Source organism: Catellatospora tritici (assembly GCF_019083965.1).
GTDB lineage: Bacteria > Actinomycetota > Actinomycetes > Mycobacteriales > Micromonosporaceae > Catellatospora > Catellatospora tritici.
Window position 1 is genome coordinate 24,319 of record NZ_JAHRCY010000008.1, and the last position, 26,061, is coordinate 50,379.

A 26,061-nucleotide genomic window follows, 5' to 3' on the forward strand; every position below is an offset into this window, starting at 1 on the left:
GCCCCTGTGGACAACCCCACCCCCCTCCTAGTTGATCATGAACTTGTGGCACGGCTCGACGGCGTGTCCCGTGCACAGCTTCCTGATCGACGCGAAGACAGAAGCCCGGCCGTCCCTCGTGGGACGGCCGGGCTCCGCTGGACCGAGTGGGCTGGGCCCGTCAGGCGCCGGTGGCGTGGTAGCCGCCGTCGACGTGGATGATCTCGCCGGTGGTGGCGGGGAACCAGTCGGACAGCAGGGCGAGCACGGCCTTGGCGGTCGGCTCGGTGTCGGTGAGGTCCCAGCCCAGCGGGGCGCGGTCGGACCAGGACTCCTCGAACGCCTTGAAGCCGGGGATCGACTTGGCGGCCATGGTACGCAGCGGGCCGGCCGACACCAGGTTGGTGCGGATGCCCTGCTCACCGAGGTAGCGGGCCAGGTAGCGGGAGGTGGACTCGAGACCGGCCTTGGCCACGCCCATCCAGTCGTACACCGGCCAGGAGACGGTGGCGTCGAAGGTCAGGCCGACCACCGAGCCGCCCCGCTGCATCAGCGGCAGCGTCGCCATCGCCAGCGCCTTGTACGAGTACGTCGACACGTGCACCGCCGTGGCCACGTCCTCCCACGGCGTCTCCAGGAACGTGCCCCCCAGCGCGGTCGGCGGGGCGAAGCCGATCGAGTGGACCACGCCGTCGAGGCCGTCGACGTGCTCGCGCACCTTGTCGGCCAGACCGGCCAGGTGCTCGGTGTTGGTCACGTCGAGTTCGATCACCGGGGCCGCCTGCGGCAGCCGCTTGGCGATCCGCTCGACCAGCGACAGCCGGCCGAACCCGGTGAGCACGACCGTGGCCCCCTGCTCCTGGGCCAGCTTCGCGACGTTGAACGCGATCGACTGCTCCGTGATCACACCGGTGACCAGGATGCGCTTGCCTTCCAGCAGCACGTCTCTACTCCTCTACGAACTATTTGTTGATCACGGTGCCAGGACCACGACACGCCGTCGAGCCGTGCCATAAGTTCATGATCGACGAGAAAGAACGGGTCAGTGGCCCATGCCGAGGCCGCCGTCGACGGGGATGACGGCGCCGGTGATGTAGCCGGCGGTGTCGCCGGCCAGCCAGGTGACCACGCCCGCGACCTCGTCGACCGCGGCGATGCGGCCCGCCGGGATGGCCTTGCGGATCTCGGCCTTGCGGTCGTCGGTCAGCTTGTCGGTCATGTCGGTCTCGATGAAGCCGGGCGCGACCACGTTGGCGGTGATGTTGCGGGAGCCCAGCTCACGGGTGATCGAGCGGGCCACCCCGACCAGCCCGGCCTTGCTCGCGGCGTAGTTGACCTGACCCGCGCCGCCGTACAGGCCGACGACCGAGGAGATGAAGATCATGCGACCCCAGCGGCCGCGCACCATCTTGGTGCTCGCGCGGCGGGCGCAGCGCCAGGCGCCGGTGAGGTTGGTGTCCAGCACCCGCGTGAACTGCTCCTCCGACATGCGCATCAGCAGCGTGTCGTCGGTGATGCCCGCGTTGGCGACCAGCACCTCGACCGGGCCGAGTTCGTTCTCGACCGTCGTGAAAGCCGCGTCGACCGCCGCCGAGTCGGTGACGTCGCAGGTGACGCCGAGGATCTCCGGCGCGAGCGCGGGGTCGAAGCTGCCCCGGTGCGTGATCGCCACCCGGTCGCCCTGCTTGACGAAAGCCTGCGCGATCGCCAGGCCGATACCCCGGTTGCCGCCGGTGACCAGGACGGTGCGTGCCACGGTTACTCCTTCGCGCGTCAGTGTGTCCGGCCTGAGCCTAGGACGCCGGTCAGGGCCTGCCGGGTACGGCCCCAGCACCAAATCCGACTAACATCTTTGGAGGAACCCTCCAAACCACGACGGCACACCCCGACCGGGTGGACACCACCGGCATGGCGGGTCGGCCGATGCGGGGCGCCGGTGACGGTGCTGTACGATCACTGCGGTTGCGGACTGAGATCCGCCTGTCGGACCCCGGCTTAAGGAGGTGATCGCTATGCGAGATAGCGATCCTCCGAGTCATGCCCGGGTTCTGCGAAGCGCAACCATCTGACACGCGCTTGCCTGATTCTGCCGTGCGGTCCAGCTGACCGCGGCGGTGGGCGCCCCGCGTGCCTCATGCCTTCGCCAGCACATTTCCCGGTCATGACTCTGAACCCGCGTGCCCCTCTGTTGCCCCGAAACGACAGCAGCCACCGGAGATCGTCATGAGCCGTTACCTCGCTCCCCTGGGCTTCACCCTTGCCGCGACCTGGGTCGGTGCCCTGTTCATCCTGCTCAGCAAGTGAGCCGCTGAGCCCCGCCGCGGCAGTGCCGCCGCGGCCCGCACGCGCGGAGTTGCCTGGCAATCGGGCGTATCACCCACCCGGGTACGCCCGATTGCCAGGCAAACCGTCGACCGCACCGGCGACGCTTCAGGGCAGACGCGAAGTCCACAGCAGACTCAGCGTGCCCGCGCCGAGGCAACACAGCAGCGCCGCGGCCGCGAACCACTGTCCGATCTCGCGCGGCACGGTCCGATACCCGATGGACGAGCCCATGTCCTGGTACACCTGGGTCAGCTCGGCCGCCGACGCCGCCTCGTAGAAGAAGCCGCCGGTCGTCTCGGCCAGCCCGGCCAGCGCCTGCCGATCCACCGGCACCCGCTGCAGCTGACCCGCGATGTCGACCACCCCGGCGTCGGTGCCGAAGGCGATCGTGGTGACCGGCACGTTCGCCTCCACCGCGGCCGCCGCCGCCTCGTCGATCGAGCGGCCGTATGTCCGGTACCCGTCCGACAGCAGCACGATCCGGGCCGGCGGCGGCTCGTCGGCCCCGTTGTCGGGCACCGACCGGATCGCGTCGAGCGCGGTGAACACCGCCTCCCCGGTCGCGGTCGCCTCGGCCAACTGCAGCCCGTCGATCGCCTCCCGCACCGCGGCCCGGTCCTTGGTCGGCGCCACCAACACGTTGGCCGACTTCGCGAACGACACCAGACCCAGGTTGTACGAGCCCGGCAGCTCGTCCACGAACGACTTGGCCGAATCCTGCGCCGCCTCGATCCGGGTCGGCGTCACGTCGTCGGCCTGCATGGACAGCGACACGTCGATCGCCAGGATCACGGTGGCCCGCTCCAGCGGCTCCTCCGTCTGCACCGACGGCCGCGCCAGCGCGGTGACCAGCGCGAACAGCCCGGCCAGGAACAGCCCGGCGGCCACGTGGCGGCGCCAGCCCAGCCCGCGCGGCACCAGCGAGCGCAGCAGCTCCAGGTTGCTGAACGGCACCGCGGTGTCGCGGCGCCACCGCCGCAGCAGGTGCCGCCCCAGGTACGCCGCGGTCAGCCCGAGCACCGGCAGCAGCCCCACCAGCCACCACGGCGACAGGAACGTGATCATCGGCTGCCTCCCCCGGCCCGGCGGTGCCGCTGCGCGGCAACGAAGCGCACCAGGTCCAGCAGCCAGTCCGAGTCGGTGCGCAGCCGCAGCTGCCGGGCCCCGGCCGCCCGGATCGCGGCGGCGACCCGCTCGCGCTGGGCGGCGGCCGCCGCGCGGTAACGCTCTCGCAGTCGGGCGTCGCCGGTCTGCACCTCGTGCCGCGCACCGGTCTCGGGGTCGACCAGTTCCAGCACACCCGCGTCGGGCAGCTCCAGCTCGTACGGGTCCAGCACCTCCACCGCGAGCACCTCGTGGCGTACCGCGAGCTTGCGCAGCGGCCAGCCCCAGCGCTCCGGCGGATCGAGGAAGTCCGAGACCACCACGGCCAGGCCGCGCCGCCGGGGCGGGGCGTTCAGCGCGTCGATCAGCCCGGCCAGGCTGTCCGGCGCCCCGCCCGCCCATTCGCCGCTCTCCGCCTCGATCAGGCGCGCCACCGTACGCAGCAGCCCCTGCGCCTCCCGGCGTCCGGGCAGCGCGGGACGGCGGACCAGGTCCCCGGCGCGGGTGGCGATGACGGCGCCGACGCGGTTGCCGCCGCGTACCGTCAGGTGGGTCATCGCGGCGGTCGCCGCCAGCACCAGGTCGCGCTTGAGCAGGCGGGCGGTGCCGAAGTCGAGGCTGCCCGACAGGTCCAGCGCCAGCCAGGTCTCCAGCTCGCGGTCGGCGACGGTCAGCCGCACGTGCGGCACGGTGGTGCGCGCGGTCACCGGCCAGTCCATCCGGCGTACGTCGTCGCCGGTGCGGTACTCGCGCGACTCGCCCGCCTCGCTGCCGGGGCCGGGCAGCAGCCCCAGATAGTCACCCTGCAGCAGCCCGTCCAGACGCCGGTTGACCAGCAGCTGCAACCGGCTGAGCGCCGCCGAGCCGGTGTCGCCCGCGGTCGGGGCGGCCGCGCCGGTCATGTCGCCTGCTGGCGCGGGGCGACTGCGGGCAGCGGCACCGCCGCCAGCACCCGGCCCACCACGTAGTCGGCGGGCACCTCATCGGCCAGCGCGTCGTAGGACAGCACCAGCCGGTGGCGCAGGATGTCCGGCGCGATGTCCTGCACGTCCTGCGGCAGCGCGTAGTCACGCCCGCGCAGCAGCGCCAGCGCACGGGTGGCGCGCACCAGGCCCAGCGAGGCACGCGGGCTGGCGCCGTACTGGATGAGCTGGGCGACGTCGGGCATGCCGTGCTCGCCGGGGTCCCGGGTGGCCAGCACGAGCCGTACCGCGTAGTCGACCAGCGCGTTGTGCACGAACACCTGGTCGGCCCGTTGCTGCAGGCCGATCAGGTCGGTGGTGGTCAGGATGGGCGCCGCGCGCGGCGGGGTCACCCCCATCCGGTACACGATCTCGCGCTCCTCGACGTCGGTCGGGTAGCCCACCAGCACCTTGAGCAGGAAGCGGTCCCGCTGCGCCTCCGGCAGCGGATAGACGCCCTCCTGCTCGATCGGGTTCTGCGTCGCCATCACCAGGAACGGATCCGGTACGGCATGGGTGCGGCCGCCCAGCGACACGTGCCGCTCGGCCATCACCTCCAGCAGCGCCGACTGTACCTTGGCCGGTGCCCGGTTGATCTCGTCGGCGAGCAGGAAGTTGACGAACACCGGGCCCAGTTCGACGTCGAACGTCTCGCTGCTGGCCCGGTAGATGCGGGTGCCGACGATGTCGGCGGGCACCAGGTCCGGGGTGAACTGGACCCGGGCGAACGAGCCGCCGACCACGGTCGCCAACGTCTCCACGGCCAGGGTCTTGGCCACCCCGGGTACGCCCTCCAGCAGGCAGTGCCCGCGCGCCAGCAGGGCCACGAACATGCGCTCGACCAGCCGGTCCTGACCGACGATCACCTTCTTGACCTCGAACAGGGCACGTTCGAGGAGGGTGGCGTCCTGGGCGGGACTGACCGGCGGCGCCTGCGCGGGCGGCGGCGGAGTGTCGACGGGGTCGTCGTAGGTGGTCGGGTGCACCACGGCTCCTCTACGTGCTGTCCGGACGCGGTCCAGCCGCCCGCCGAGCCGTGCCGTACCCGCGGCTGGACCCCAGCCTCGCACGACAAGCCCGACGTATGCGGCAAACCTGTGTGAAAACCGCTTATGACAGCATCACAGACAACGATCTTTCGGGTCCGTGATTTCATCCGAATGGATGCGCTCCGCACTCTTCCCTCGGCGCCCGGCGCGTGGTTAATATTTCGGCGTTGCCGGGCGGCTTCCCCCGTGGCCGCCCGGCACGCCAAACATCTCGGCCGAGCCCTCGCTCGGCCGTTGCGCTTTTCCAGGCCGATTCCGGCGGCGCCCGCATCCGCCGCGGCTGGCGGCTGGCGGCTGGCGGCTGGCGGCTGGCGGCTGGCGGCTGGCGGCTGGCGGCTGGCGGCTGGCGGCTGGCGGCTGGCGGCTGGCGGCTGGCGCGCAACGATGATCGCCGTCTTCGGTCACTATCTCGGCTGCACAGCGCCCTTTTGACCGACGACAGCGATCATCGACCGAAACAGGCCCGAAGATCGCCACTACCGGTCAAAACACTGCACGGCGCCAAAGCCGAAACCCACTTTCCGACCGCAAACGCCGATCATCCACCACTGCGAACGCCGAAGATCACGACCTCCGGTCACAACACTGCAACCGCCACCCCCGAAACCCGGCATCCGGCATCCGGCCGAAAAGGGCCGTCACCTCAGGAAGATCGCATCCCGGCTCGACTCCGCACCGGTAGACAAGGCCCCGCCCGCAGCGGGTGATCTTCGCGGGACAACCCCGGCTCCGGTACGCTGCCAGCCGTGACCGAGGACGCGGCCCCGCTGACCTGCTCGCGCAAGGGCTGCCGTGCCCTGGCCACGTGGGAGCTGCGCTGGAACAACCCGAAGCTGCACACGCCCGACCGGCGCAAGTCCTGGCTGGCCTGCGACGAGCACCGCGAGGTCCTGTCCGACTTCCTGACCGCACGCGGTTTCCTCCGCGAGACCCTGCCGCTGCCGCGCCCCTGACCGTCACCGCGCCCGCCGACCAGGGGCAGTCACCGCGCCTGGCACCCTCGATCTCGCTGGCACCGTGCGCGGCGGGCGGTGATCGCTTCAGGAGGCGCTGGCGGTGCCCTGATCGTCTATCGTCGAACGCGTGAGCGAGCCGTCAGCCGCACTGCCCGTCGGTGATCCGGTCCCGTCCGGCGGGCCGGTGACCAGTGCCCTGGATCCGGGGCCCCAGCGCGGCTGGCACCCGGTCTCGCCCCGGCTGGCCTGGCTGGAGTTGACCCGCATCGCCATCGACACCGCGCTGCTGGTCGGCGCGTGCGGGGTGGCCTGGTCGTTTCTCGGTTACCGCTGGCTGCCGGTGGCGGCGGTGGCGCTGCTGGTCGTCAACACCTTCCGGACCGTCGTCGCGGTGCGGGCCGCCCGGTCGTACGGCTATGCCGAGCGCGAGCGCGACCTGCTCGTACGCCATGGCCGAATGGTGCGCCACCTGTCGATCGTCCCGTATGCCCGGATGCAGTTCGTCGACGTCACCGCCGGTCCGCTGGAGCGGATGTTCGGCCTGGCCACGGTGCAGTTGCACACCGCCGCGGCGGGCAGCGACGCCACCGTGCCGGGGCTGGCGCCGCCGGAGGCGATCCGGCTGCGCGACCGCCTGGCCGCGCTCGGTGAGAACGCCGGTGAGGGCCTGTGACCGAGCCCGGCCCGTCGGGCACCACCCCGGCCCTGCCCGACGACCCGGCCGATGGAGCAGGCGTCGACGGGCCGAACGGTGGGCCGGGTGGCGCTGCGGCGGGTGCGCAGGTGCTGCCGCGTACGCGGCTGCATCCGCTGACCCCGGTGCTCAAGAGTGTGCGGACGCTGGCGCTGATCGTGGCGGCGGTGTCCTGGCGCGGCCTGCAGAATCTCGGCCTCGCGCACTACGCCGAGGCGCTGCTGGCGCTGCTGGTGCTGGTGTTGCTCTATTCGGCGCTGGCCTGGCGTTTCACCGGGTACGAGGTGGTGGGGCGGGAGCTGCGGGTGCACGAGGGGGTGCTGTCGCGGCGGGTGCGCGCGGTGCCGCTGGAGCGCCTGCAGTCGATCGAGGTGGTACAGCCGCTGCTGGCCCGCCTGGCGGGCCTGGCCGAGCTGCGGCTGGACATGGCCGGGGGCGCCAAGTCGGAGGCGCCGCTGGCGTTCCTGCCGCTGGCGGAGGCGACCTCGCTGCGCACCAGGTTGCTCGCGATGACCGCGGTCGGGCACCCCGCGGCCACATCAGTGCAGGCCGGGGAGGTGCAGGCCGGGGAGGTGCGGGCCGGGGAGATGCCCGCCGGGCAGGTCGAACCCGCGGCGGTCCGGCCCGAGGCCGAGCCCGCCGACGTGTACCGGGTGGACAACACCGACGTGCTGCGCAGCCAGCTGCTCACCCCACCGGTGATGTTCACGCCGCTGGCGGTGCTGTTCATCCTCGGGCAGCTGATGTTCAACCGCGACTTCGGCCTGTTCGCGCTGGCCAGCATGGTGACCGCGGTGGCGGGCACCATCGGCGCGCCCGCGATGCGGGTGCTGAACTTCTGGAACTTCCGACTCGGCCGCACCGCCGACGGGCGGCTGCGGATCCGGCACGGGCTGCTGGAGACACGCAGCCAATCGGTGGCGCCGCACCGGGTCCAGTCGTTGTCAGTGACCTGGCCGCTGCTGTGGCGGGCCAAGGGCTGGCTGCGGGTGACGCTGGCGGTGGCGGGGCAGCGCGGGCGCGAGCCGGGCCAGGAGAACCGGGCTGAGACCGACCGGCTGCTGCCGGTGGGCACCGTCGACACCGCCCGCGAGCTGATCCCCTTGGCGGTGCCGGGCGTGGATCTGCTGGCGCTGACGCTGGAGCCGGTACCGGCCGCGGCCGGGTGGCTGGCGCCGCTGCGGCAGCAGGTGCTGCGGGCGGGGCTGCTCGACGGGGCGTTCGCCTCGGTGGACGGGCTGATGACGCGGGTGCTGACCGTGGTGCCGTACGCCCGGATCCAGAGCGTGCGGCTGCGCCAGGGCCCGCTGCAGCGCCGGCTGGGCCTGGCCACGGTGCTGGTGGACGTGGCGGGCGGGTCACCGGCCGTGGCCGCGCACCGTGGCCTGGCGCAGGCGCTGGCCTGGGCCGACGAGCTGACCGCCCGCGCCCGAGCCGCCCGGGAGGCGGCGTGACCGGCCGGGACACCCCGACGCCGTGGATCGTCTGGCGGCAGGACGACAACGGCAACCGGTACGTGGTGCGCCGCTGCGCCACCCGGGCCGAGGCCGACGAGCTGGCCGAGACCATGCAGGCCCGAGGCCACAAGCAGGTCTACTGGGTCGCCGAGGCCTGACCCGAGTCCGGAAAGGATCATGGCCGCGCGGAGCGCGGGCGGGCGGGCCAGGCCTTAGGCTTGGGCACATGGCTGCGCAGCTCACGGCGGGACTCACGGCGAAGGTGCAGTTGACGGTCGGCGACGCCGACACGGCACAGGCGCTGGGCTCCGGCGATGTGCCGGTGCTGGCCACGCCGCGGGTGGTCGCGCTGGTCGAGGCGGCCACGGTCGCGGCGACGGCGCGGGCGCTGGAGTCGGGCCAGACCACCGTGGGGGTACGGGTGGAGCTCGAGCACCGGTCGGCCACCCCGATCGGACGCCAGGTGACCGCCGAGGCCCTGCTCGCGAAGGTCGACGGCCGCCGCCTGTTCTTCGAGGTGACCGTGCGCGACGGCGAGACGGTCGCCGCCGAGGGGAAAGTGGAGCGGGTGCTGGTCGACCGGCACCGCTTCCTGGAGAAGGCGATGCAGCCATGACCGACTTCACCGAGGTGGCCGACGGCGTCTTCGTGCTGGTGTATCCGACGCTGCGGGTCAACTGCACCCTCATCGTCGGCGGCACGGGCGCGCTGCTGGTGGACACGCTGTCGACCGGTGCGCAGGCGCGCGAGCTGGCCGACGCCGCCGCACGGATCACCGCCAAGCCGCTGGGCCTGGTCAACACGCACTTCCACTTCGACCACTGCCTGGGCAACGCCACCCTGGCGGGTCCGGCGACCCCGATCTGGGGCCACACCGAGTGTGTGCGGGAGCTGCGCGACCACGGTGCCGCCTGGCAGCGCGCATGGGAGCAGGAGCTGCTCACCGAGGACGAGACGCTGGCCCGCGAGGTGGGACGTACGCCGATCGTGCCGCCGAACCGGCCCGTGCCGCGCCGCGACGTGGTGGACGTGGGCGGGCGGACCGCGACGCTGGAGTGGCACGGGCGCGGGCACACCGCGGGTGACCTGGTGGTCACCACCGGGTCCGTGGTGGTCGCGGGCGACCTGGTCGAGGAGGGGGCGCCGCCCGCGTTCGGCGACGCGTTCCCGCTGGACTGGCCCGAGACGCTGGCGGCCCTGGCGCGGGCCGTGCCCCCGGACGCGATGATCGTGCCGGGCCACGGCGAGCTGGTCGACGTGGAGTTCCTGGGCATCGCGCACGAGGAGCTGGCCGCGCTGGACTGGCTGATCCGCGAGGCGCACGGCGACGGGGCCGACGTGGCGAAGGTGGCCGCGGCGAGTTCGCTGGCCCGCTGGGGCGGGCCGGGCCTGCGCGAGGCCGAGCTGGCGGTCCGCCGTGGTTACGCCCAGTTGGACGCCACCACGGCGAACACGCTCGGCTGACTCACTTGATGGCGTAGCCCCGCTTCAGCAGTTGGTAGGCGTCGCCCTTGAGGCCCTTGTCGTCGGGCACGGCGAAGTCGACCGCGTCGGCGACGCGGTTGATGGTGCAGAAGATGCCGCAGATGTGGATCACGTCGCGCACGCCGCGCTCGGTGACGCCCGCCTGGTACGCCGCCTCGATCAGCTCCGGCCCCACCTCGCCCGGCTTGAGCGTGAGCACCTCCAGCAGCGCGAACGCGGCCCGCAGCCCGGGACGCAGCGGGGCGGTGCGCCAGTCGGCGAGCACCGCCTCGGTCAGCTCCGGCCCCAGCGTCACCTCGACGATGGCGGCGTGGCTGCCCTCGCAGAACCGGCACTGGTTGAGGTGCGACACGAATGAGGCCATCAGCTCCCGCTCGCCGATGCTCCACTCCGACGGCCCGCGCAGCACCTGGTGCACCCACTCGGTGAACGGCTCACCGAAGAACTCGCGCCGGTAGTGCAGGATCTTGAGGATGTCCGCCGGGGGGCGACCGCTGGCGATCCGGATGAGCTTCAGCTTCACCCGGTCGCTGAAGCGCCAGGAGCGGGACAGGCTAGGCAGCCGCACTGGTCACCGCCCCGGTGACGGTCGGGCGGGCCTGCGGCGGCACCGTGGGCGGCGAACCGGCGGCCAGCCGCGCCTCGGCGCGGGCCAGCGCGGCCAGTCCGGCGTCGACGCGGCGCTGCCCGGCGCCCACCGCCACGGCGATGGTCAGCTCGTACACCTGGTCCTCGGACCAGCCCGCGGCGAGCAGCTCCCGCACCTGCTCGTCGGTGCTGCGCCAGGCGTGCTCGCGCAGAGTGGAGACGTATTCGCGCAGCTCCTGCGAGATCTCGTCGAGTTTGGCGGCGGCGACCGCCTGACGCACCCGCGCCGGGGTGGAGCCGGGACCGTCGAGGACCGCGTGCCGCAGCGCGGCGAAGAGGTCCTCGGGTCGGGAAGAATCATCGTTTTGCAGGGGCACGAAGGCACCTTAGGTCGCGTTCGCCTTGTCCGCCAGATCCAGCCACCCGGTCGCGTCCAACGGCACACCTTCGCGGGTCAACGCCGCTTGAAGCTGGGATGTCGAGGGTGTGACGGCGAGTCCGAACAGGATGTCGGAGGGTCCGTCGGCCCGGATGCGGCCGGACGGATCCTCGCAGATGAGCACCGAGACGACGCCGCCGGAGGGGACCGGGCAGCGCAGCAGGACCGCACCGCTGCCGCTGGCGCGCAGCCGGCGGGCCAGCCGCAGTGGTGGAATCGTCGGTCCGTACAGGACGGCGAGGTCCGGACTGCCGATCACGAGCAGGTCGGCTCGCCAGGCGAACTCCTCGACCAGGTCGCGCAGGTACGGCAGCGCCGCGACCGAGGCCGCGCTGACGTCGGCGTCGAACAGCCGCGGCGGCCCCGGCACCTGCCAGGACCCTCGGGCGGTGACGAGCAGATCCGGTCTGAGCAGCGACGACACTCCACACAGGATCGCCTGCGTCATCGCGCCTCCCCGGCCGGTATCGGTACCGAGGCTCAGCATGGCACGCTGTTCACACTTACGAAACCATCGAGCCGACCACCGGCTTGGTCAGCAGCGCCGAGGCGTTGCGACCGACGCCCGGGTCGAGTGTGCGCGCGACGAAGATCGCGTGCCACACGCAGAACACCAGCACGGTCCAGATCTTGCGGGAGTTGTCGGCGGCCCCCGCCCGGTGCGCCTTGAGCAGCCCGTCCACGTAGGTGAGGTCGAGCAGGTCGTCGGCGCCGGAGGTGTGCAGGATCTCGCGGGCCCAGTCGTACATCTCCCCGGCCAGCCAGACCCGGGTCGGGGTGGGGAAGCCGAGCTTCGGGCGGTGCACGATGGCGGGCGGGACGATCCCGGCCAGGGCCTGGCGCAGCGCGTACTTGGTGGTGTGCGAGCGCGGCGGCACCTTCAGCTCGCGCGGGATCTTCGCGGCGACGTCGAACACCGCCCGGTCCAGGAACGGCACCCGCAGCTCCAGCGAGTGCGCCATCGACATGCGGTCGGCCTTGACCAGGATGTCGCCGCGCAGCCAGGTGTGGATGTCGACGTACTGCATGGTGGCGACGTCGTCGAGGCCGTCGGCGCGGGCCTGGGCGAAGTAGGGCGCGGTCACGTCGGTGTACTTGGCGGCGGCCTCGGCCGCCTCGGGGCGGCGCAGCAGGCGGCGGATCTCGGCCTCGTCGGTGAAGATGCGCGAGTTGCCGCAGAACCGCTCGGTGAGCGGGGTGGTGCCGCGTTCGAGATAGCTCTTGCCGCGTACGCCCTGCGGGATGGCCTTGGAGATGGCGCGCAGCCCGCGGCGCATCCCGGCGGGCAGCCGGGTCACCGGGGCCAGCGACAGCGGCTCGCGGTAGATGCCGTACCCGCCGAAGAACTCGTCGGCGCCCTCGCCCGACAGCACTACCGTGACGTGCTCGGCGGCGGTCTGGGCCACGTGGTAGAGCGGCACCAGCGACGGGTCGGCCACCGGGTCGTCCAGGTGCCACACGATGCGCGGCAGCGCCCGCATCATGTCCTGCGCGGTGATCTTCGTCGGGATGGTGGTGACGTCCAGGGCCCGCGCCGAGTCCTGGGCCACCTCGATCTCGGAGTAGCCGGGCACGTCGAAGCCGACGGTGAAGGTCAGGATCTCCGGGTTCCACTCCCGGGCCATCGCGACCACGGCGGTGGAGTCGATGCCGCTGGACAGGAACGCGCCGACGGGCACGTCGGAGCGCATGTGCAGCCGTACGCTCTCGCGCAGCGTCTCGCGGATCTCCTCGAACAGCCGCTGCTCGTCGCTGACCGGCCGCGGCCGCAGCACCGGCCGGAACCACCGCCGCACGGTCAGCTCCCCGCCGGTACGCGCCCCCGGATCGGCCCCGGGCCGCCAGGTCAGGCACTCCCCCGACCCGATGCGCTCGATCCCCCGGTGCAGGGTGTGCGGCTCCGGGACGTACTGGAAGGTGAGCAGGTGGGACAGCTCGACCGGGCCGATGCCCGCGTTGCCCGCGGTGGCGCTGGCCGCGAACGGCAGCAGCGACTTCTTCTCGCTGGCCAGGTAAAGCCCGTCGACGGTCTGCAGGTAGTGCATGGGCTTGATGCCGAACGGGTCGCGGGCGCCGAACGCGACCCGCTCCTGCCGGTCCCAGATGACGAAGGCGAACATGCCGCGCAGGCGGTCCAGCACCGCCTCGCCCCAGTAGTGGTATCCCGCCACGACCGTCTCGCCGTCGCCCAGGGTCGCGAACGGGGCGCCGAACTCGGCCGCCAGCTCCTCGCGCAGCTCGACGTAGTTGTAGATCTCGCCGTTGAAGGTCAGCACGTACCGGCCGGGCTGTGCCCCGTCGACCACTGCGCCGTCGACGTTCGATTCAGCCGGGGGCCAGGGCAGCGGCTCCTTGGAGAACTCGACGTCGATGATGGCGAGCCGCTTGTGGGCGAAGATCGCATCGCGGTCGACGACCTCCAGGCCGGTGTCGTCGGGGCCGCGGTGGTGCATCCTTTCCAGCGCCTCGGCGAGCGGTCTGGCGAAGGCATCAACCGTGGCATGGCTACTGAAAAAGGCTAAAAGTCCACACACGTGGGCAATCATGCCACCCCCGAGCGGGCGATAGGCTTCAAACACACAAGGAGGCAGTCAGATGAACGACCAAGAGAAGAAGGGCACCGAGTCGCACGACCCCGCGTACCCGGAGAAGTTCCTTCAGTTCATGCGGGCCGGGTGGAGCGACACCGAGCTTCCGGTGACGCTGAGTGACGGCGCGCCCAACCACGCCAAGCGGCGGGCCGCGCTGTCGGCGGCGTTCACCGGCGAGACGCTGGTCATCCCGTCGGGCCATGAGATGGTGCGCGCCAACGACACGGACTTCCCGTTCCGTCCCGGCAGCGACTTCGTCTACCTGACCGGTGAGCACGACCCCGAGAGCGTGCTGGTGCTGCGCCCCAACGGCTCCGGCCACGACGCCGTGCTGTACGTGCGCCCCCGCTCCCCGCGCGACACCGACGAGTTCTTCAAGGACCGCCGCTACGGCGAGCTGTGGATCGGCCGCCGCCACACGCTGCGTGAGAAGGCCACCGAGCTGGGCATCGAGACCGCGCACCTGGACACCCTGCCGGGCGTGCTGGACGAGCTGGCCCCCTCCCGCACCCGGGTGCTGCGCAACCTGGACCCGAGCGTGGACACGGCCGTCCGGCAGACCAGCCCCGACCGCGACCGCGAGCTGGCGTACGTCATCTCGGAGATGAAGCTCGTCAAGGACGAGTGGGAGATCGCGCAGCTGCAGGACGCCATCGACGCCACCATCCGCGGCTTCGAGGACGTCGCCCGGATCATCCCGGCCGACCGGCCGGTCTCCGAGCGCCTCATCGACGGCGTGTTCGGCCTACGGGCCCGCCACGACGGCAACACGGTCGGCTACAGCTCGATCGTGGGCAACGGCGCGCACGCGGCGATCCTGCACTGGATCCGCAACGACGGCCGCACCAAGCCCGGCGAGCTGCTGCTGATGGACATGGGCGTGGAGAACCGCCACCTCTACACCGCCGACGTCACCCGCACCATCCCGGTCAACGGCGCGTTCACGCCGCTGCAGCGCCAGGTCTACGACGTGGTGTACAAGTCGCAGCAGGCGGGCATGGACTTCATCAAGCCCGGCGTCAAGTTCCACGACGTGCACCTGACCTGCATGCGCGTGCTCGCCGAGGGCCTGCACGACCTCGGCATCCTGCCCGGCAGCGTGGACGAGGCGATGGACAAGGACTCCGGCGTCTACCGCCGCTGGACCCTGCACGGCTTCGGCCACATGCTCGGCATCGACGTGCACGACTGCGCGCACGCCCGCAACGAGAAGTACCGCGACGGCGAGCTCGGCGAGGGCTACGTCCTCACCGTCGAGCCGGGCCTGTACTTCCAGCCCGAGGACGAGATGGTCCCGGCCGAGCTGCGCGGCATCGGCATCCGCATCGAGGACGACGTCCAGGTCACCGCCACCGGCTGCCGCAACCTGTCGGCAGGCCTGCCCCGCACCAGCGCCGAGGTCGAATCCTGGCTCGCCACCCAACGCGAGGCAGGCCCCCGCCTCCCCGGCTGACCCAAACCCCGTTGATCATGAACTTATGGCACGGCTCGACGGCGTGTTCACGGCACAGCTTCCTGATCGACAAAGCGAAAGGGGCGGCCCGCATCGAGCGGGCCGCCCCTTTCGCCATACCGCCTACCGGGTGGTGAAGACCGCCACGGTGCGGGCGGGCACGGTGAACGTGCCGGTGGCGGTGGTGAAGGCGGACTGACGGACCACCGGGTCCGCCGAGGACGCGAGCACCGGGTGCAGGGCCAGGTGGGCGCCGCGCAGGGCGGCGACCGTCTGGGTGGCCGACGCCGGGGTCGCGTTGAACACGACCACGATCGTCTCGCCGCCCCGCTTGAGCTGCATGGTGATCACGCCGGGGGTCTCGGTCGCGCCGGACAGCGGGAACGACACGACCCGCTGCACCTCTTCGGCCGTACCCAGGCTGAACAGGCCACTGGACGCGCGGACCCGCAGCAGCTCGGCGAACCGCGCCCCCGCCAGGTCGATCGCCTGGCACGTCGGCACCAGCGACGTGTCGGCCAGCAGCGGCTTGGCGTACGGCCACTTGCTCGAGTTGTCCGCCGCCGGAGGCAGACCCCGCCCGAACCCGTTGCCGTCCGCGCAGTCCCACTGGATCGCGTTGAACCAGTCCCCGGAGTTGAACGAGTTGCGGTCCAGCGACTTCGACCGCAGCCGGTCCGACCCGGCCGTGACGAACCCGGTGCCCTGGCTGAACACCACCGTCGACAGAGCCAGCACCTGCATCCGCGCCCGGTCCACTGCCCCGGTGGCAGCGGGCAGCTTGTACGCCAGCGCGTCGAACAGGATCTCGTTGTCGTGCGCGTCGACGTATGTCACCGCCTCACCCGGCGCCTTGGTGTATCCGGCGGGCGAACCGTTGTAATCCACCTCGGCGCCGGTCACCTTCGTGCCCGACGAGTCGGTGAACGAGAACCCGGCCAGGTTGCCGGCCAGCCCGACCTTGATCTGGTCCTGCTGGTGCAGCAGCCGCGCCCGCTGCGCCGCGCTGGTGCCGTTGACGGCGTCGCCGTTGGGGTCGGTGTACAGCCCCGAGGCGAAGCCCTGGATACGCGGGTTGTCGTCGAACGGGCCGCCGCCGCGGACCGCGTCGCGCAGCCGGTCGTTGAAGGTGCCGATGCCGGTGCCCGCCATCTGGGCCTGGGTGGCCTGGGTGAACCGGGCGTTGTTCGCGACCTCGCCGAAGTTCCAGCCCTCGCCGTAGAGCAGCACCGCCTTGCCGTCGACACCGTCGCGGGACACGGTCAGCTTGTCCAGCGCGGCGCGTACGTCCAGCAGGTTCTGCTTCGGGTGGTGGCCCATCAGGTCGAACCGGAACCCGTCCACCTTGTACTGCTTGGCCCAGGTGACGACCGAGTCGACGACGAGCTTGCCCATCATCGTGTGCTCCGGCGCGGTGTTGGCGCAGCAGGTGGAGTTGGCGACCGTACCGTCGTCGAGCAGCCGCTGGTAGTAGCCGGGCACGATCTGGTCCAGCACCGAGTGCGGGTCGACGCCCGCGGCCGAGGTGTGGTTGTAGACCACGTCCAGGACCACCCGCAGGCCCGCCTGGTGGATGCCGTCCACCATGGACCGGAACTCGGCGTTGCGGGCCGTGCCGGTCGGCTCGGTGGCGTAGCCGCCCTCGGGCACCGTGTAGTGCAGCGGGTCGTACCCCCAGTTGTAGCCGTCGGTGGCCGCGACCGCGCCGACGCACTCCTGCTGGGTCTGCGCGTCCCGGGCCATCGACGGCAGGTCGCAGGCGGGCTGCTGCTGGTCGGCGCGCAGCTCGGGGATGGTGGCGAAGTCGAACACCGGCAGCAGGTGCAGGTGGGTGACTCCGGCCTGTGCCAGCTCCTTGAGGTGCTTCATCCCGGCGGTGTTCGGGTCGGTGAACGCGGCGTACGTGCCGCGCTTGGCCGCCGCCACCGTGTCGTCGGCGACGGAGAAGTCCCGCACCGACAACTCCTGGATCTGCGCCCGGCCCGTGTAGGACGGGCTGCGCACCGCCCCGGCGGGCAGGGTCGCGCCGAGATCCACCAGCAGGCTGTGCGTCGAGTTCGCCGACAGCGCCACCGAGTACGGATCGGTCACCGACGCCGTCACGACCTGCTTCGTGGCGGGCTGCCACGCGGTCACCTTGAACCGGTAGTACTTGCCGGTCCAGCTAGCCGGGCCGGATGCCTGCCACACGCCGGTGGCGTCGTCGCGGTCCATCGCGACGGTCTGCGCGGTCGCCGACGGGTTGTCGAACAGCTCCAACGCGACCTCGGTGGCGGTCGGCGCCCACACCGACACGCTCGCCTTGCCCTTGCCGAGCACCGGGCCGAGGGTGGCCTTGGCCGCACCGGAGTACACGTCGTCGAGCGCGCCCGGGATCTGCACCCCGGTCGCCGAGATCAGCTTGCCGGTGTGGTCGCTCTCGGTCACCACGAGCTGCCCGCGCAGCGCCGCCTTGACCGTGGCCAGGTCGGCCCCGGTCAGCCCGAACGCGCCGTACGCCCACAGGTGCGGGAACGCCTGGCGCTGCGGCTCGGTCAGCCCGCCGCGCGCGGCCAGCCGGATCCGGGTGAAGTCACCGGCGATCGCCCCGTCCACCACGGACAGCCCGCCGTGCGGGGCCACCAGCAGCTCGTAGACGCGCCCGTCGGTGTCCTTCTTGTTCCACGCGACGGTGCCCCGGTCCAGCCACTGCGCGTACGACTTCGTCAGATCGATGTCGAGCGCCGCCGCCTTCTCCCCCGGCCGCAGGTACTTCTGCTGGCCGGACAGCATCCACACCTCGTGCCCCGACTTGGCGAAGTCGAGCCGCTGGTCGTTGGGCAGGTCCTTCTCGTCGCCCCGGTGCACGATGTAGTTCAGCCCGGTCGCCCCGTCGACCAGCGGCACCCGCCAGTACGCGCCGAAGGCGTCGGTGCCGGTCGGCGGCATCGGGCTACCCCAGTCCACCGGGTTCGCGTTGCCGTCCCACAGGTGCAGGCCCCAGCCGGTGTAGTCGCCGTCCGCACGGCGCAGGTGCAGCACCGCGGTGTGCTCGGCGGCGGCCCGGGTCGGGTGCACGGTCGCGTCACCGGACGCGATCCACGCCTCGCCGATACCCATGTCCACAGCCTGGTCCGCCCCGGGATCCTTGGCGTCCCCGTTGTGGATGATGAAGTTCACCGACTTCGTCGGGTCACCGACAGGCACGTTCCAGTATGCGCCGAACGCGTCGGTGCCGTCCGGCTGTCGCGGGCTGCCCCAGTCGGTGCCCGCTCCGGCGCCCAGGCCGTCGCCCCACAGGTGCAGGCCCCAGCCCGCGTACGCCCCGTCGGTGCGCCTGTAGTGGATGCTGACGTGCCCGGTGGCCGCCGCGTACGACGGATACACCGCCGCGTCGCCGGACTTGAGCCAGATCTCACCGACCCGGCTCGGGTCGAAACTGCGGTCGGCCTCGACATCCTTGCCGCCGGAGCCGTTGACGACCAGGAAACCGACGTTGGTCGCGCCCGGCTTGACCTTCACCCAGGCGAAGCGGCCGTAGGCGTCCTCGCCCGCGAAGGGCTGGCCCTGCGGCCACGGGTGCTGGCTGTCGCTGTCGCCCCAGGTGTAGACGCCCCAGGGGGCGTAGTCGCCGTCGCCGCGCTGGTAGTGCACCAGCACGTACTCGCGCTGCGCGGCCTGCTGCGGCGACGCGACCGTGATCGCCGAGGTGGCGGCCGCGGTGCGGTCCTCGCCGTCGCGGACCACGGCCTTGTAGTGCACCGCGGTGCCACCGGCCAGCCCGGTCAGGTCGTGCTGCACCGTGTACGGCGCGTGCGTCGCGGTGCCGAGCACCTTCCACGGGCCGGTGCCGACCTGCGCCGCGAACGTGACCGTCGCGGTCGGGTCGCCGCTGACCTGCGCGGTGACCGTGGCCAGCGTCGCCACGGCGGCGCCGTCGGCCGGGGCCGCGATCGATACCTGCGGCGCGTCGGCGGCGGGCAGCGGCCGGTCGGCGCGCAGCACCACACTGGACAGCGCCGGGACCTCGACGGTCAGCTTGCCGTCGGCTCCGGCCGCCGGACCGGCGCCGATGGCCGGGTAGATCCGGCCGAAGGTCGCGCCCGGGGTCGCCGTGTCGACGGTGACGGTGCGGGCCTCGGTCGCGGAGTTGGTGGCCACCACGTACTCGACGCGCTGGCTGGGCAGGATGCGGGAGAAGGCGAAGACGCCGTCCCCGGCGTGCCGGGTGAGCTGGATGCCCTCGCGCAGCGCCGGGTGCGCCTGGCGCAGCGCGCCGAGGTTCGCGATCGCGCGGTAGAGCGGGTGGGTGGTGTCGTACTGGTCCACCGCGTGGGTGCGGTCGGTGCCGAGCAGGTCGTCGTCGAGGTAGTCGGCGACCTGGCTGGCGAACATGTCCTGGCGGGCGTCCTTGTCCCCGCCCGCGCCGGTGAAGCCCTGCTCGTCACCGGAGTAGACGACCGGCTGGCCCCGGGTGAGGAACATCAGCTCGTGCGCGAGCCGGTCGCGCTGCAGTGCCGCGTCCGGGTCGGCGCCGCTGTTGCGGATGAACGTGCCGATGCGGCCCATGTCGTGGTTGCCCAGGAACGTGGGCAGGCTGCTCGCGTCGGTGCCGCGGCTGGTGTACGCGCCGTCGGCGGCGTACAGGTCGGCCAGGCCCTGGCCCGAGCCGCCGGTGACGAAGCCCTGCGCGGCGGCCTGGAAGCCGAAGTCCAGCGTGGCGGGCAGCCGGCCCTGGCGCACGTAGCTGGACGTGATGGCCGGGTCGGCCGAGTAGACCTCGCCGAACATGAAGAACTCCGGCTTGCCCGCCTTCGCCGCCGCCTGGGCGATGCCCTGGCTGAACTGCGGCCAGAAGTCCATGTCGACGTGCTTGACGGTGTCGAGCCGGTAGCCGTCGATGCCGGTCTGCGCGATCCAGTCGCTGTAGATCTTCGTCATGCCGCGGACGACCTCGGGCCGCTCGGTCCACAGGTCGTCCAGGCCGGAGAAGTCGCCGTAGGTGCTGTTCTCGCCGGAGAAGGTGGAGTTGCCCCGGTTGTGGTACATGGTCAGGTCGTTGAGCCAGGCGGGCACCTTCAGCTTCGCGTCGGCCGAGCTCCCGAACACCGGGGTGTACGGGAACGACGTCTGATCCACCGCCGGGAAGCCCTTGCCGCCCGCGGCGTAGTTCGCGTCCTCGAAGCTTCGCCCCTGCGCGTCGGCGTACGGGCTGGTCTTCTTGTCCACGTACCCGTACTGGTTCTCCTCGTACTTGATCACGTCGGCCGTGTGGTTGACGATCACGTCGAGGTAGATCTTGATGCCGCGCTGGTGCGCCAGCTTGACCAGCTTCTTCAGGTCGGCGTTCGTGCCGAAGTGCGGATCGACCTGGGTGAAGTCGGTGATCCAGTAGCCGTGGTATCCGGCCGAGGCGTCCGCGCCCGCGCCCTGCACCGGCCGGTTCTTGAACACCGGCGCCAGCCAGATCGCCGTGGTGCCCAGGCCCTGGATGTAGTCGAGCCGATCCATCACGCCGGCGAGGTCGCCGCCGTGGTAGAAGCCCTTGTCCGTCTTGTCCAGGCCGGTACTGAGCCGGTCGCCGGTCAGCCCGCCCTTGTCGTTGCGCGGGTCGCCGTTGGCGAACCGGTCGGGCAGCACGAAGTAGAACTGCTCGGCCTTGCGCCCGGCGGCGGTGCCCGCCGCGGCGGCCAGGGCGGCGTCGGTGGGTTCGTCGCTGAACCAGGTCTCACCGGCCTCGGTCCACTGCCGGGCCGGGTCGGTCAGCGCGCGAATCACCACGATCGGGGCCGCGGCGACCAGCAGCGCGAGCAGTCCTATCAGGAGGTAGCGGCCATGCGGTGAGGTGCGGCGGTGCAGCGACGCCACGGCACGCGCACCGAAGGTGCGAAGGGCTGTCATGGGGGCTTCTTCCGTGTGGATGTGAGGGGTCACACGAGCATCAGCCGCAACATACGGGTAACTGAAATGTTTCCGCAAGAGCTTGCAAGATCTGACAGCACCGAGCATCACCCCGCAACGACATCCAGCTCCCCCGAGCAAAGGAAGGGCCCCTTCTTATCGCTTTGCGAGGTAGAAGGGTCCCTTCTCAACCCTTTGGCGGGTCGCCTGAACGTAGGGCTGGTCTTGCCCTTGGCCGACAATTCGCCTGCAATGGACATATGGGTCGTTGCCGCGGCGACCTTGTTAGGGGGTGGGATTTGGATATCGTCGGAGGCCTGCTGGGCAGCCTGGGCGATGTGCTGAACGGCCTGCTGTCCATCCTGCTGGGGGGCGGTGTCGCTCCCCCCGCGCTACCGCCTCTGCCACCCGTTCCACCGGTATAGGCGAACGGGGTGGGGCACCCGCGGGTGCCCCACCCCGTTCCGTTTCCCCACCCTCACCTCACGCCGCTCACTGCGACCGTGTGACCGTGTGACCGCGCGACGGTGTAGCCGCGCAGTCTCGGGGAAACTGCAGGAATCATGGCCGAGATTGGTGCAGTTTCCCCGAAACTGCACCAATCTCGGCGAGGTCGTCCTCAGAGGACGTCGTGGCCCGGGTGATCGGCGTCGCCGACATCCACCCGGCGCGGCTCGCTCGGGATCACACCGAGCTTGCCCGCCTGGTAGTCCTCGAAGGCCTGGATCAGCTCGGCCTTGTTGTTCATGACGAACGGCCCGTACGCCGCGACCGGCTCGCGGATCGGCTGACCGCCCAGGATCAGCACATCCATCCCGGCCGCGTTGCGGCTGTCCTGGGTCGGATCGGCCGCCACGGTGAGCACGTCACCGGGGCCGAACACGGCCAGATCGCCGAGCTTGACCGGCCGCTTCTCCTCACCCACGGTGCCCGCACCCGCCAGGGTGTAGACGAGGGCGTTGAAGTCGGGCCGCCAGGGCAGCCGCAGCTGGGCGCCCGGTGCAAGCGTGGCGTGCACCAGCGCGATCGGCGTATGGGTGATGCCCGGCCCCGGGTGGCCGCCCACCTCACCGGCGATGACGCGCAGCAGCACGCCGCCGTCCGGGGAGCTGAGCAGGGACACCTGCCCGGCCCGGATGTCCTGGTAGCGCGGCGGCGACATCTTCTGCCGCGCGGGCAGGTTCACCCACAGCTGGAAGCCGTGGAACAGGCCGCCGGAGACGACCAGCTCCTCCGGCGGGGCTTCGATGTGCAGAAGTCCGCTGCCGGCGGTCATCCATTGAGTGTCGCCGTCGCTGATCAGGCCGCCGCCGCCGTGCGAATCCTGGTGGCGGAAGGTGCCGTCGAGCAGGTACGTGACGGTTTCGAAGCCGCGGTGCGGGTGCCACGGCGTGCCCTTGGGCTCGCCGGGGGCGTACTCGACCTCGCCCATCTGGTCCATGTGGATGAACGGGTCAAGGGCGCGCAGGTCCACGCCCGCGAAGGCGCGGCGCACCGGGAAGCCCTCGCCCTCGAAGCCGGACGGGGCGCTGGTGACGGAAGTGACCTTGCGGGGCACGGCCGCCTCACCGGGCTCGGGGACCCGGGGCAGCACTAGCAGGTCATCCACGGTGACGGCGGGCATCTCTTGCCTCCTGTAGTCGTTGACGTCTTACACAATAGTTGAACAGTCAACGACTTTCCATCATTCCCGGCCCGGAGTAGTCGTCACCACATCCACCGCCCGGTCAGGGGGTGGGCGGGTTGAGGAATTCGAGGCGGTTGCCGTTGGGATCCTCGGTATGGAAACGGGGTGTGCCGGGGATCTCGGTGGGGTCGGCCCAGGTGACGGGGTGACCGGCGGCGGTCAGTCGCTCGGCCAGGGCGTCGAGGTCGGGGCGAACCAGGGCGGGGTGCGCCTTGCGGGCGGGGCGGAAGTCGGCCTCGACGCCCAGGTGCAGCTCGGCACCGTACGGGTCGACGAACCAGCACCCGCCACGGACCGCGAGCTTGGGCGGCTTGGGTTTCTCGGTCATGCCGAGGACTCCGACGTAGAAGGCCCGCAGCGCGTCCTCGCTGCCCTCGGGGCAGGCAATCTGCACGTGGTGAAGCATGCCCCGCAGTCTGACACGCGCCCGCGCACATAACAAGACGTACGTACGGTTTCCAAAACGCCACCCGGTCGCATGGCTGCCCACAATCCGGGTGCGGCTTGCGCGAGAAACAAGACGGACGTACGGTTTAGTGGCGGGCCGCCAGGAGTAAGTCTTGCCTTACCTGCGCGTGCTCGGACCTCTGCGAAAGACTTCAGCTTGTAACAGACCTGCTGTGAAGGAGTACGACGTGGCGAGCCTCGACACGTTCGGTGCCAAGAGCCAGCTGGCCGTCGGCGACGCCAGCTACGAGATCTTCACGATCGACAAGGTGAAGGGGCACGAGCGTCTGCCCTTCAGCCTGAAGATCCTGCTGGAGAACCTGCTCCGCACCGAGGACGGCGCGAACATCACCGCCGACCACATCAACGCCCTCGGCGGCTGGGACCCCACCGCCGAGCCCAGCGTGGAGATCCAGTTCACGCCCGCCCGCGTCCTGATGCAGGACTTCACCGGCGTGCCGTGCGTCGTCGACCTCGCCACCATGCGCGAGGCCGTACGCGACCTGGGCGGCGACGCCTCCAAGGTCAACCCGCTGGCCCCCGCCGAGCTGGTCATCGACCACTCGGTGATCGCCGACGTGTTCGGGCGCCCCGACGCCTTCGAGCGCAACGTCGAGATCGAGTACGGCCGCAACCAGGAGCGCTACCAGTTCCTGCGCTGGGGCCAGACCGCGTTCAACGAGTTCAAGGTGGTGCCCCCGGGCACCGGCATCGTGCACCAGGTGAACATCGAGCACCTGGCCCGCGTGGTCATGCCGCGCAACGGCCAGGCCTACCCCGACACCGTGGTGGGCACCGACTCGCACACCACCATGGTCAACGGCCTGGGTGTGCTGGGCTGGGGCGTCGGCGGCATCGAGGCCGAGGCCGCGATGCTCGGCCAGCCGGTCAGCATGCTGATCCCGAAGGTCGTCGGCTTCAAGCTGCACGGCGAGCTGCCCTCGGGCGCCACCGCCACCGACCTGGTGCTGACCATCACCCAGCAGCTGCGCAAGCACGGCGTGGTCGGCAAGTTCGTCGAGTTCTACGGCCCCGGCGTCACCTCGGTGCCGCTGGCCAACCGCGCCACCATCGGCAACATGAGCCCCGAGTTCGGCTCCACCTGCGCGATCTTCCCGATCGACGCGGAGACGATCGCGTACCTGACCCTCACCGGCCGCTCGCAGGCGCAGATCGACCTGGTCGAGGCGTACGCCAAGGCGCAGGGTCTGTGGCACGACCCGTCGGTCGAGCCGGTCTACTCCGAGTACCTGGAACTGGACCTGTCGACGGTGGTGCCGAGCATCGCCGGGCCGAAGCGTCCGCAGGACCGGGTCGAGCTGACCAACGCCAAGACCGCGTTCCGTTCGGCGCTGCCCGACTACGTCAAGGACGACGAGACCGACGAGGAGGGCGAGGAGAGCTTCCCCGCCTCCGACGCCCCGGCCTCCAACTCCCGCACCGGCCTGGGCCGCCCGAGCAACCCGACGATGGTCAAGGCCGCCGACGGCAGCGAGTACCAGCTCGACCACGGTGCCGTGGTGATCGCCTCGATCACCTCCTGCACCAATACGTCGAACCCGCAGGTGATGCTGGGCGCGGCGCTGCTGGCCAAGAAGGCCGTCGAGCGCGGGCTGGCCGCCAAGCCGTGGGTGAAGACCACGCTGGCGCCGGGCTCCAAGGTGGTCATGGACTACTACGCCAAGGCCGGGCTGGTGCCGTACCTGGAGAAGCTGGGCTTCCACCTGGTCGGCTACGGCTGCGTGACCTGCATCGGCAACTCCGGCCCGCTGCCGGAGGAGATCAGCGCCGCGGTCAACCACAGCGACCTGGCCGTGGTGTCGGTGCTGTCGGGCAACCGCAACTTCGAGGGCCGGATCAACCCGGACGTCAAGATGAACTACCTGGCGTCGCCGCCGCTGGTGGTCGCGTACGCGATCGCGGGCACCATGGACATCGACCTGGCCCGCGACCCGCTGGGCGTGGACGCCGACGGCAACCCGGTGTTCCTCGGCGACATCTGGCCGACCCCGGCCGAGGTGCAGGACACGATCAACAGGTCCATCTCCGCCGAGATGTTCACCAAGGACTACGCCGACGTGTTCGCCGGTGACGAGCGCTGGCAGGGCCTGCCGACGCCGACCGGTGACACGTTCGCCTGGGCCGGTGAGTCGACGTACGTGCGCAAGCCCCCGTACTTCGAGGGCATGGCGGCGCAGCCGGGCCCGGTGAGCGACATCGCCGGGGCGCGGGTGCTGGCCAAGCTGGGCGACTCGGTCACCACCGACCACATCTCCCCGGCCGGTTCCATCAAGGCCGACTCGCCCGCGGGCAAGTACCTGGCCGAGCACGGCGTGGACCGCAAGGACTTCAACTCGTACGGCTCGCGCCGGGGCAACCACGAGGTGATGATCCGCGGCACGTTCGCCAACATCCGCCTGCGCAACCAGGTCGCGCCGGGCACCGAGGGCGGCTTCACCCGCGACTTCACCGTCGACGGCGCCCCGGTCGTGGCGATCTACGACGCCAGCGTGAACTACCAGGCCGCGGGCATCCCGCTGGTGATCCTGTCAGGCAAGGAGTACGGTTCCGGCTCCTCGCGCGACTGGGCCGCCAAGGGCACGGCGCTGCTGGGCGTCAAGGCCGTCATCGCCGAGTCGTACGAGCGCATCCACCGCTCGAACCTGATCGGCATGGGCGTCCTCCCGCTGCAGTACCCGGCGGGCCAGAACGCCGCCTCGCTCGGCCTGACCGGCGAGGAGACCTTCACCATCACCGGCGTGGAGGCCCTGAACGAGGGCACCACCCCGAAGACGGTCAAGGTCGTCACCGACAGCGGTGTCAGCTTCGACGCGGTCGTGCGCATCGACACCCCCGGTGAGGCGGACTACTACCGCCACGGCGGCATCCTGCAGTACGTCCTGCGCAAGATGCTGGAGAGCTGAGCACACGCAACATCACCCGGGGCCGGTCACATGGTGACCGG

The 26,061-nt window shown here is 71.1% G+C and carries 20 protein-coding genes; 8 read left to right on the top strand and 12 right to left on the bottom strand.

Translation table 11 applies throughout. The annotated features are described in order from the left end of the window. Nucleotides 1-160: 160 nt before the first annotated feature. The 5 genes from fabI to KUA19_RS19280 form a co-directional block, all read right to left on the bottom strand. On the bottom strand, nucleotides 161-922 hold the full coding sequence (gene fabI / locus KUA19_RS19260) for an enoyl-ACP reductase FabI (protein WP_217397424.1): 762 nt from the start codon (nucleotides 920-922) through the stop codon (nucleotides 161-163). A 99-nt stretch (nucleotides 923-1,021) separates the two neighbouring features. After that, complete coding sequence (gene fabG, locus KUA19_RS19265) at nucleotides 1,022-1,735, bottom strand: 3-oxoacyl-ACP reductase FabG (protein WP_217397426.1); 714 nt, start codon at nucleotides 1,733-1,735, stop codon at nucleotides 1,022-1,024. Between the two features lie 674 nt (nucleotides 1,736-2,409). Then, nucleotides 2,410-3,369: a VWA domain-containing protein gene (locus KUA19_RS19270; RefSeq protein ID WP_217397428.1), complete on the bottom strand. Its 960-nt coding sequence runs from the start codon at nucleotides 3,367-3,369 to the stop codon at nucleotides 2,410-2,412. Beyond that, a complete protein-coding gene (locus KUA19_RS19275) occupies nucleotides 3,366-4,310 on the bottom strand; it encodes a DUF58 domain-containing protein (protein WP_217397430.1) in 945 nt (314 codons plus the stop codon). Before KUA19_RS19275 ends, KUA19_RS19270 begins: the two co-directional genes overlap by 4 nt. Further along, nucleotides 4,307-5,359, bottom strand: a complete 1,053-nt coding sequence (locus KUA19_RS19280; RefSeq protein ID WP_372451811.1) for an AAA family ATPase — start codon at nucleotides 5,357-5,359, stop codon at nucleotides 4,307-4,309. Before KUA19_RS19280 ends, KUA19_RS19275 begins: the two co-directional genes overlap by 4 nt. 806 nt (nucleotides 5,360-6,165) lie before the next feature. Here KUA19_RS19280 and KUA19_RS19285 point away from each other — a divergent pair. The 6 genes from KUA19_RS19285 to KUA19_RS19310 all read left to right on the top strand — a co-directional run bounded on the left by KUA19_RS19285 (nucleotide 6,166) and on the right by KUA19_RS19310 (nucleotide 9,990). Then, nucleotides 6,166-6,372, top strand: a complete 207-nt coding sequence (locus KUA19_RS19285; protein WP_217397434.1) for an acetone carboxylase — start codon at nucleotides 6,166-6,168, stop codon at nucleotides 6,370-6,372. Between the two features lie 130 nt (nucleotides 6,373-6,502). Next, the gene (locus KUA19_RS19290) at nucleotides 6,503-7,048 is read left to right on the top strand and encodes a PH domain-containing protein (protein WP_372451812.1); all 546 of its coding nucleotides are present in this window, start codon (nucleotides 6,503-6,505) and stop codon (nucleotides 7,046-7,048) included. Beyond that, nucleotides 7,045-8,523, top strand: a complete 1,479-nt coding sequence (locus KUA19_RS19295) for a PH domain-containing protein (RefSeq protein ID WP_308167520.1) — start codon at nucleotides 7,045-7,047, stop codon at nucleotides 8,521-8,523. Before KUA19_RS19290 ends, KUA19_RS19295 begins: the two co-directional genes overlap by 4 nt. Beyond that, entirely contained in the window at nucleotides 8,520-8,684 is a 165-nt protein-coding gene (locus KUA19_RS19300) for a hypothetical protein (RefSeq protein ID WP_217398017.1), read from the top strand. The genes KUA19_RS19295 and KUA19_RS19300 overlap by 4 nt, the downstream gene beginning before the upstream one ends. A 68-nt stretch (nucleotides 8,685-8,752) precedes the next feature. Next, nucleotides 8,753-9,142: a thioesterase family protein gene (locus KUA19_RS19305; protein WP_217397436.1), complete on the top strand. Its 390-nt coding sequence runs from the start codon at nucleotides 8,753-8,755 to the stop codon at nucleotides 9,140-9,142. Further along, nucleotides 9,139-9,990, top strand: coding sequence for an MBL fold metallo-hydrolase (locus tag KUA19_RS19310; RefSeq protein WP_217397438.1), 852 nt, complete (start codon nucleotides 9,139-9,141; stop codon nucleotides 9,988-9,990). The genes KUA19_RS19305 and KUA19_RS19310 overlap by 4 nt, the downstream gene beginning before the upstream one ends. Nucleotide 9,991: 1 nt before the next feature. On the opposite strand, the gene KUA19_RS19315 is transcribed toward KUA19_RS19310, so the two are convergent. The 4 genes from KUA19_RS19315 to asnB are packed head-to-tail and all read right to left on the bottom strand — an operon-like array spanning nucleotide 9,992 to nucleotide 13,572. Further along, a complete protein-coding gene (locus KUA19_RS19315; RefSeq protein WP_217397440.1) occupies nucleotides 9,992-10,579 on the bottom strand; it encodes a carboxymuconolactone decarboxylase family protein in 588 nt (195 codons plus the stop codon). Continuing rightward, nucleotides 10,566-10,976, bottom strand: a complete 411-nt coding sequence (locus tag KUA19_RS19320) for a hypothetical protein (RefSeq protein WP_217397442.1) — start codon at nucleotides 10,974-10,976, stop codon at nucleotides 10,566-10,568. Before KUA19_RS19320 ends, KUA19_RS19315 begins: the two co-directional genes overlap by 14 nt. A 9-nt stretch (nucleotides 10,977-10,985) precedes the next feature. Next, nucleotides 10,986-11,486, bottom strand: coding sequence for a hypothetical protein (locus KUA19_RS19325; protein WP_217397444.1), 501 nt, complete (start codon nucleotides 11,484-11,486; stop codon nucleotides 10,986-10,988). A 55-nt stretch (nucleotides 11,487-11,541) separates the two neighbouring features. Next, entirely contained in the window at nucleotides 11,542-13,572 is a 2,031-nt protein-coding gene (gene asnB / locus KUA19_RS19330) for an asparagine synthase (glutamine-hydrolyzing) (RefSeq protein WP_217397446.1), read from the bottom strand. 61 nt (nucleotides 13,573-13,633) lie between these two features. Here asnB and KUA19_RS19335 point away from each other — a divergent pair, with 61 nt between their 5' ends. Beyond that, nucleotides 13,634-15,082, top strand: coding sequence for an aminopeptidase P family protein (locus KUA19_RS19335; RefSeq protein WP_217397448.1), 1,449 nt, complete (start codon nucleotides 13,634-13,636; stop codon nucleotides 15,080-15,082). 123 nt (nucleotides 15,083-15,205) lie between these two features. On the opposite strand, the gene pulA is transcribed toward KUA19_RS19335, so the two are convergent. The 3 genes from pulA to KUA19_RS19350 all read right to left on the bottom strand — a co-directional run bounded on the left by pulA (nucleotide 15,206) and on the right by KUA19_RS19350 (nucleotide 23,055). Further along, nucleotides 15,206-20,962: a pullulanase-type alpha-1,6-glucosidase gene (gene pulA, locus KUA19_RS19340; RefSeq protein WP_217397450.1), complete on the bottom strand. Its 5,757-nt coding sequence runs from the start codon at nucleotides 20,960-20,962 to the stop codon at nucleotides 15,206-15,208. Nucleotides 20,963-21,581: 619 nt separating this feature from the next. After that, nucleotides 21,582-22,586: a pirin family protein gene (locus KUA19_RS19345; RefSeq protein ID WP_217397452.1), complete on the bottom strand. Its 1,005-nt coding sequence runs from the start codon at nucleotides 22,584-22,586 to the stop codon at nucleotides 21,582-21,584. A 103-nt stretch (nucleotides 22,587-22,689) separates the two neighbouring features. Continuing rightward, entirely contained in the window at nucleotides 22,690-23,055 is a 366-nt protein-coding gene (locus tag KUA19_RS19350; protein WP_217397454.1) for a VOC family protein, read from the bottom strand. 214 nt (nucleotides 23,056-23,269) lie between these two features. Here KUA19_RS19350 and acnA point away from each other — a divergent pair, with 214 nt between their 5' ends. Next, complete coding sequence (acnA, locus tag KUA19_RS19355) at nucleotides 23,270-26,020, top strand: aconitate hydratase AcnA (protein ID WP_217397456.1); 2,751 nt, start codon at nucleotides 23,270-23,272, stop codon at nucleotides 26,018-26,020. The last annotated feature ends 41 nt before the right edge of the window (nucleotides 26,021-26,061 follow it).

Bases quoted from the DNA above. Each gene is read 5' to 3' on its own strand.
- KUA19_RS19270 (WP_217397428.1), bottom strand. From the start codon at position 3,369: ATGATCACGTTCCTGTCGCCGTGGTGGCTGGTGGGGCTGCTGCCGGTG.
- KUA19_RS19275 (WP_217397430.1), bottom strand. From the start codon at position 4,310: ATGACCGGCGCGGCCGCCCCGACCGCGGGCGACACCGGCTCGGCGGCG.
- KUA19_RS19305 (WP_217397436.1), top strand. From the start codon at position 8,753: ATGGCTGCGCAGCTCACGGCGGGACTCACGGCGAAGGTGCAGTTGACG.
- KUA19_RS19310 (WP_217397438.1), top strand. From the start codon at position 9,139: ATGACCGACTTCACCGAGGTGGCCGACGGCGTCTTCGTGCTGGTGTAT.
- KUA19_RS19325 (WP_217397444.1), bottom strand. From the start codon at position 11,486: ATGACGCAGGCGATCCTGTGTGGAGTGTCGTCGCTGCTCAGACCGGAT.
- KUA19_RS19335 (WP_217397448.1), top strand. From the start codon at position 13,634: ATGAACGACCAAGAGAAGAAGGGCACCGAGTCGCACGACCCCGCGTAC.
- pulA (WP_217397450.1), bottom strand. From the start codon at position 20,962: ATGACAGCCCTTCGCACCTTCGGTGCGCGTGCCGTGGCGTCGCTGCAC.
- KUA19_RS19345 (WP_217397452.1), bottom strand. From the start codon at position 22,586: ATGCCCGCCGTCACCGTGGATGACCTGCTAGTGCTGCCCCGGGTCCCC.
- KUA19_RS19350 (WP_217397454.1), bottom strand. From the start codon at position 23,055: ATGCTTCACCACGTGCAGATTGCCTGCCCCGAGGGCAGCGAGGACGCG.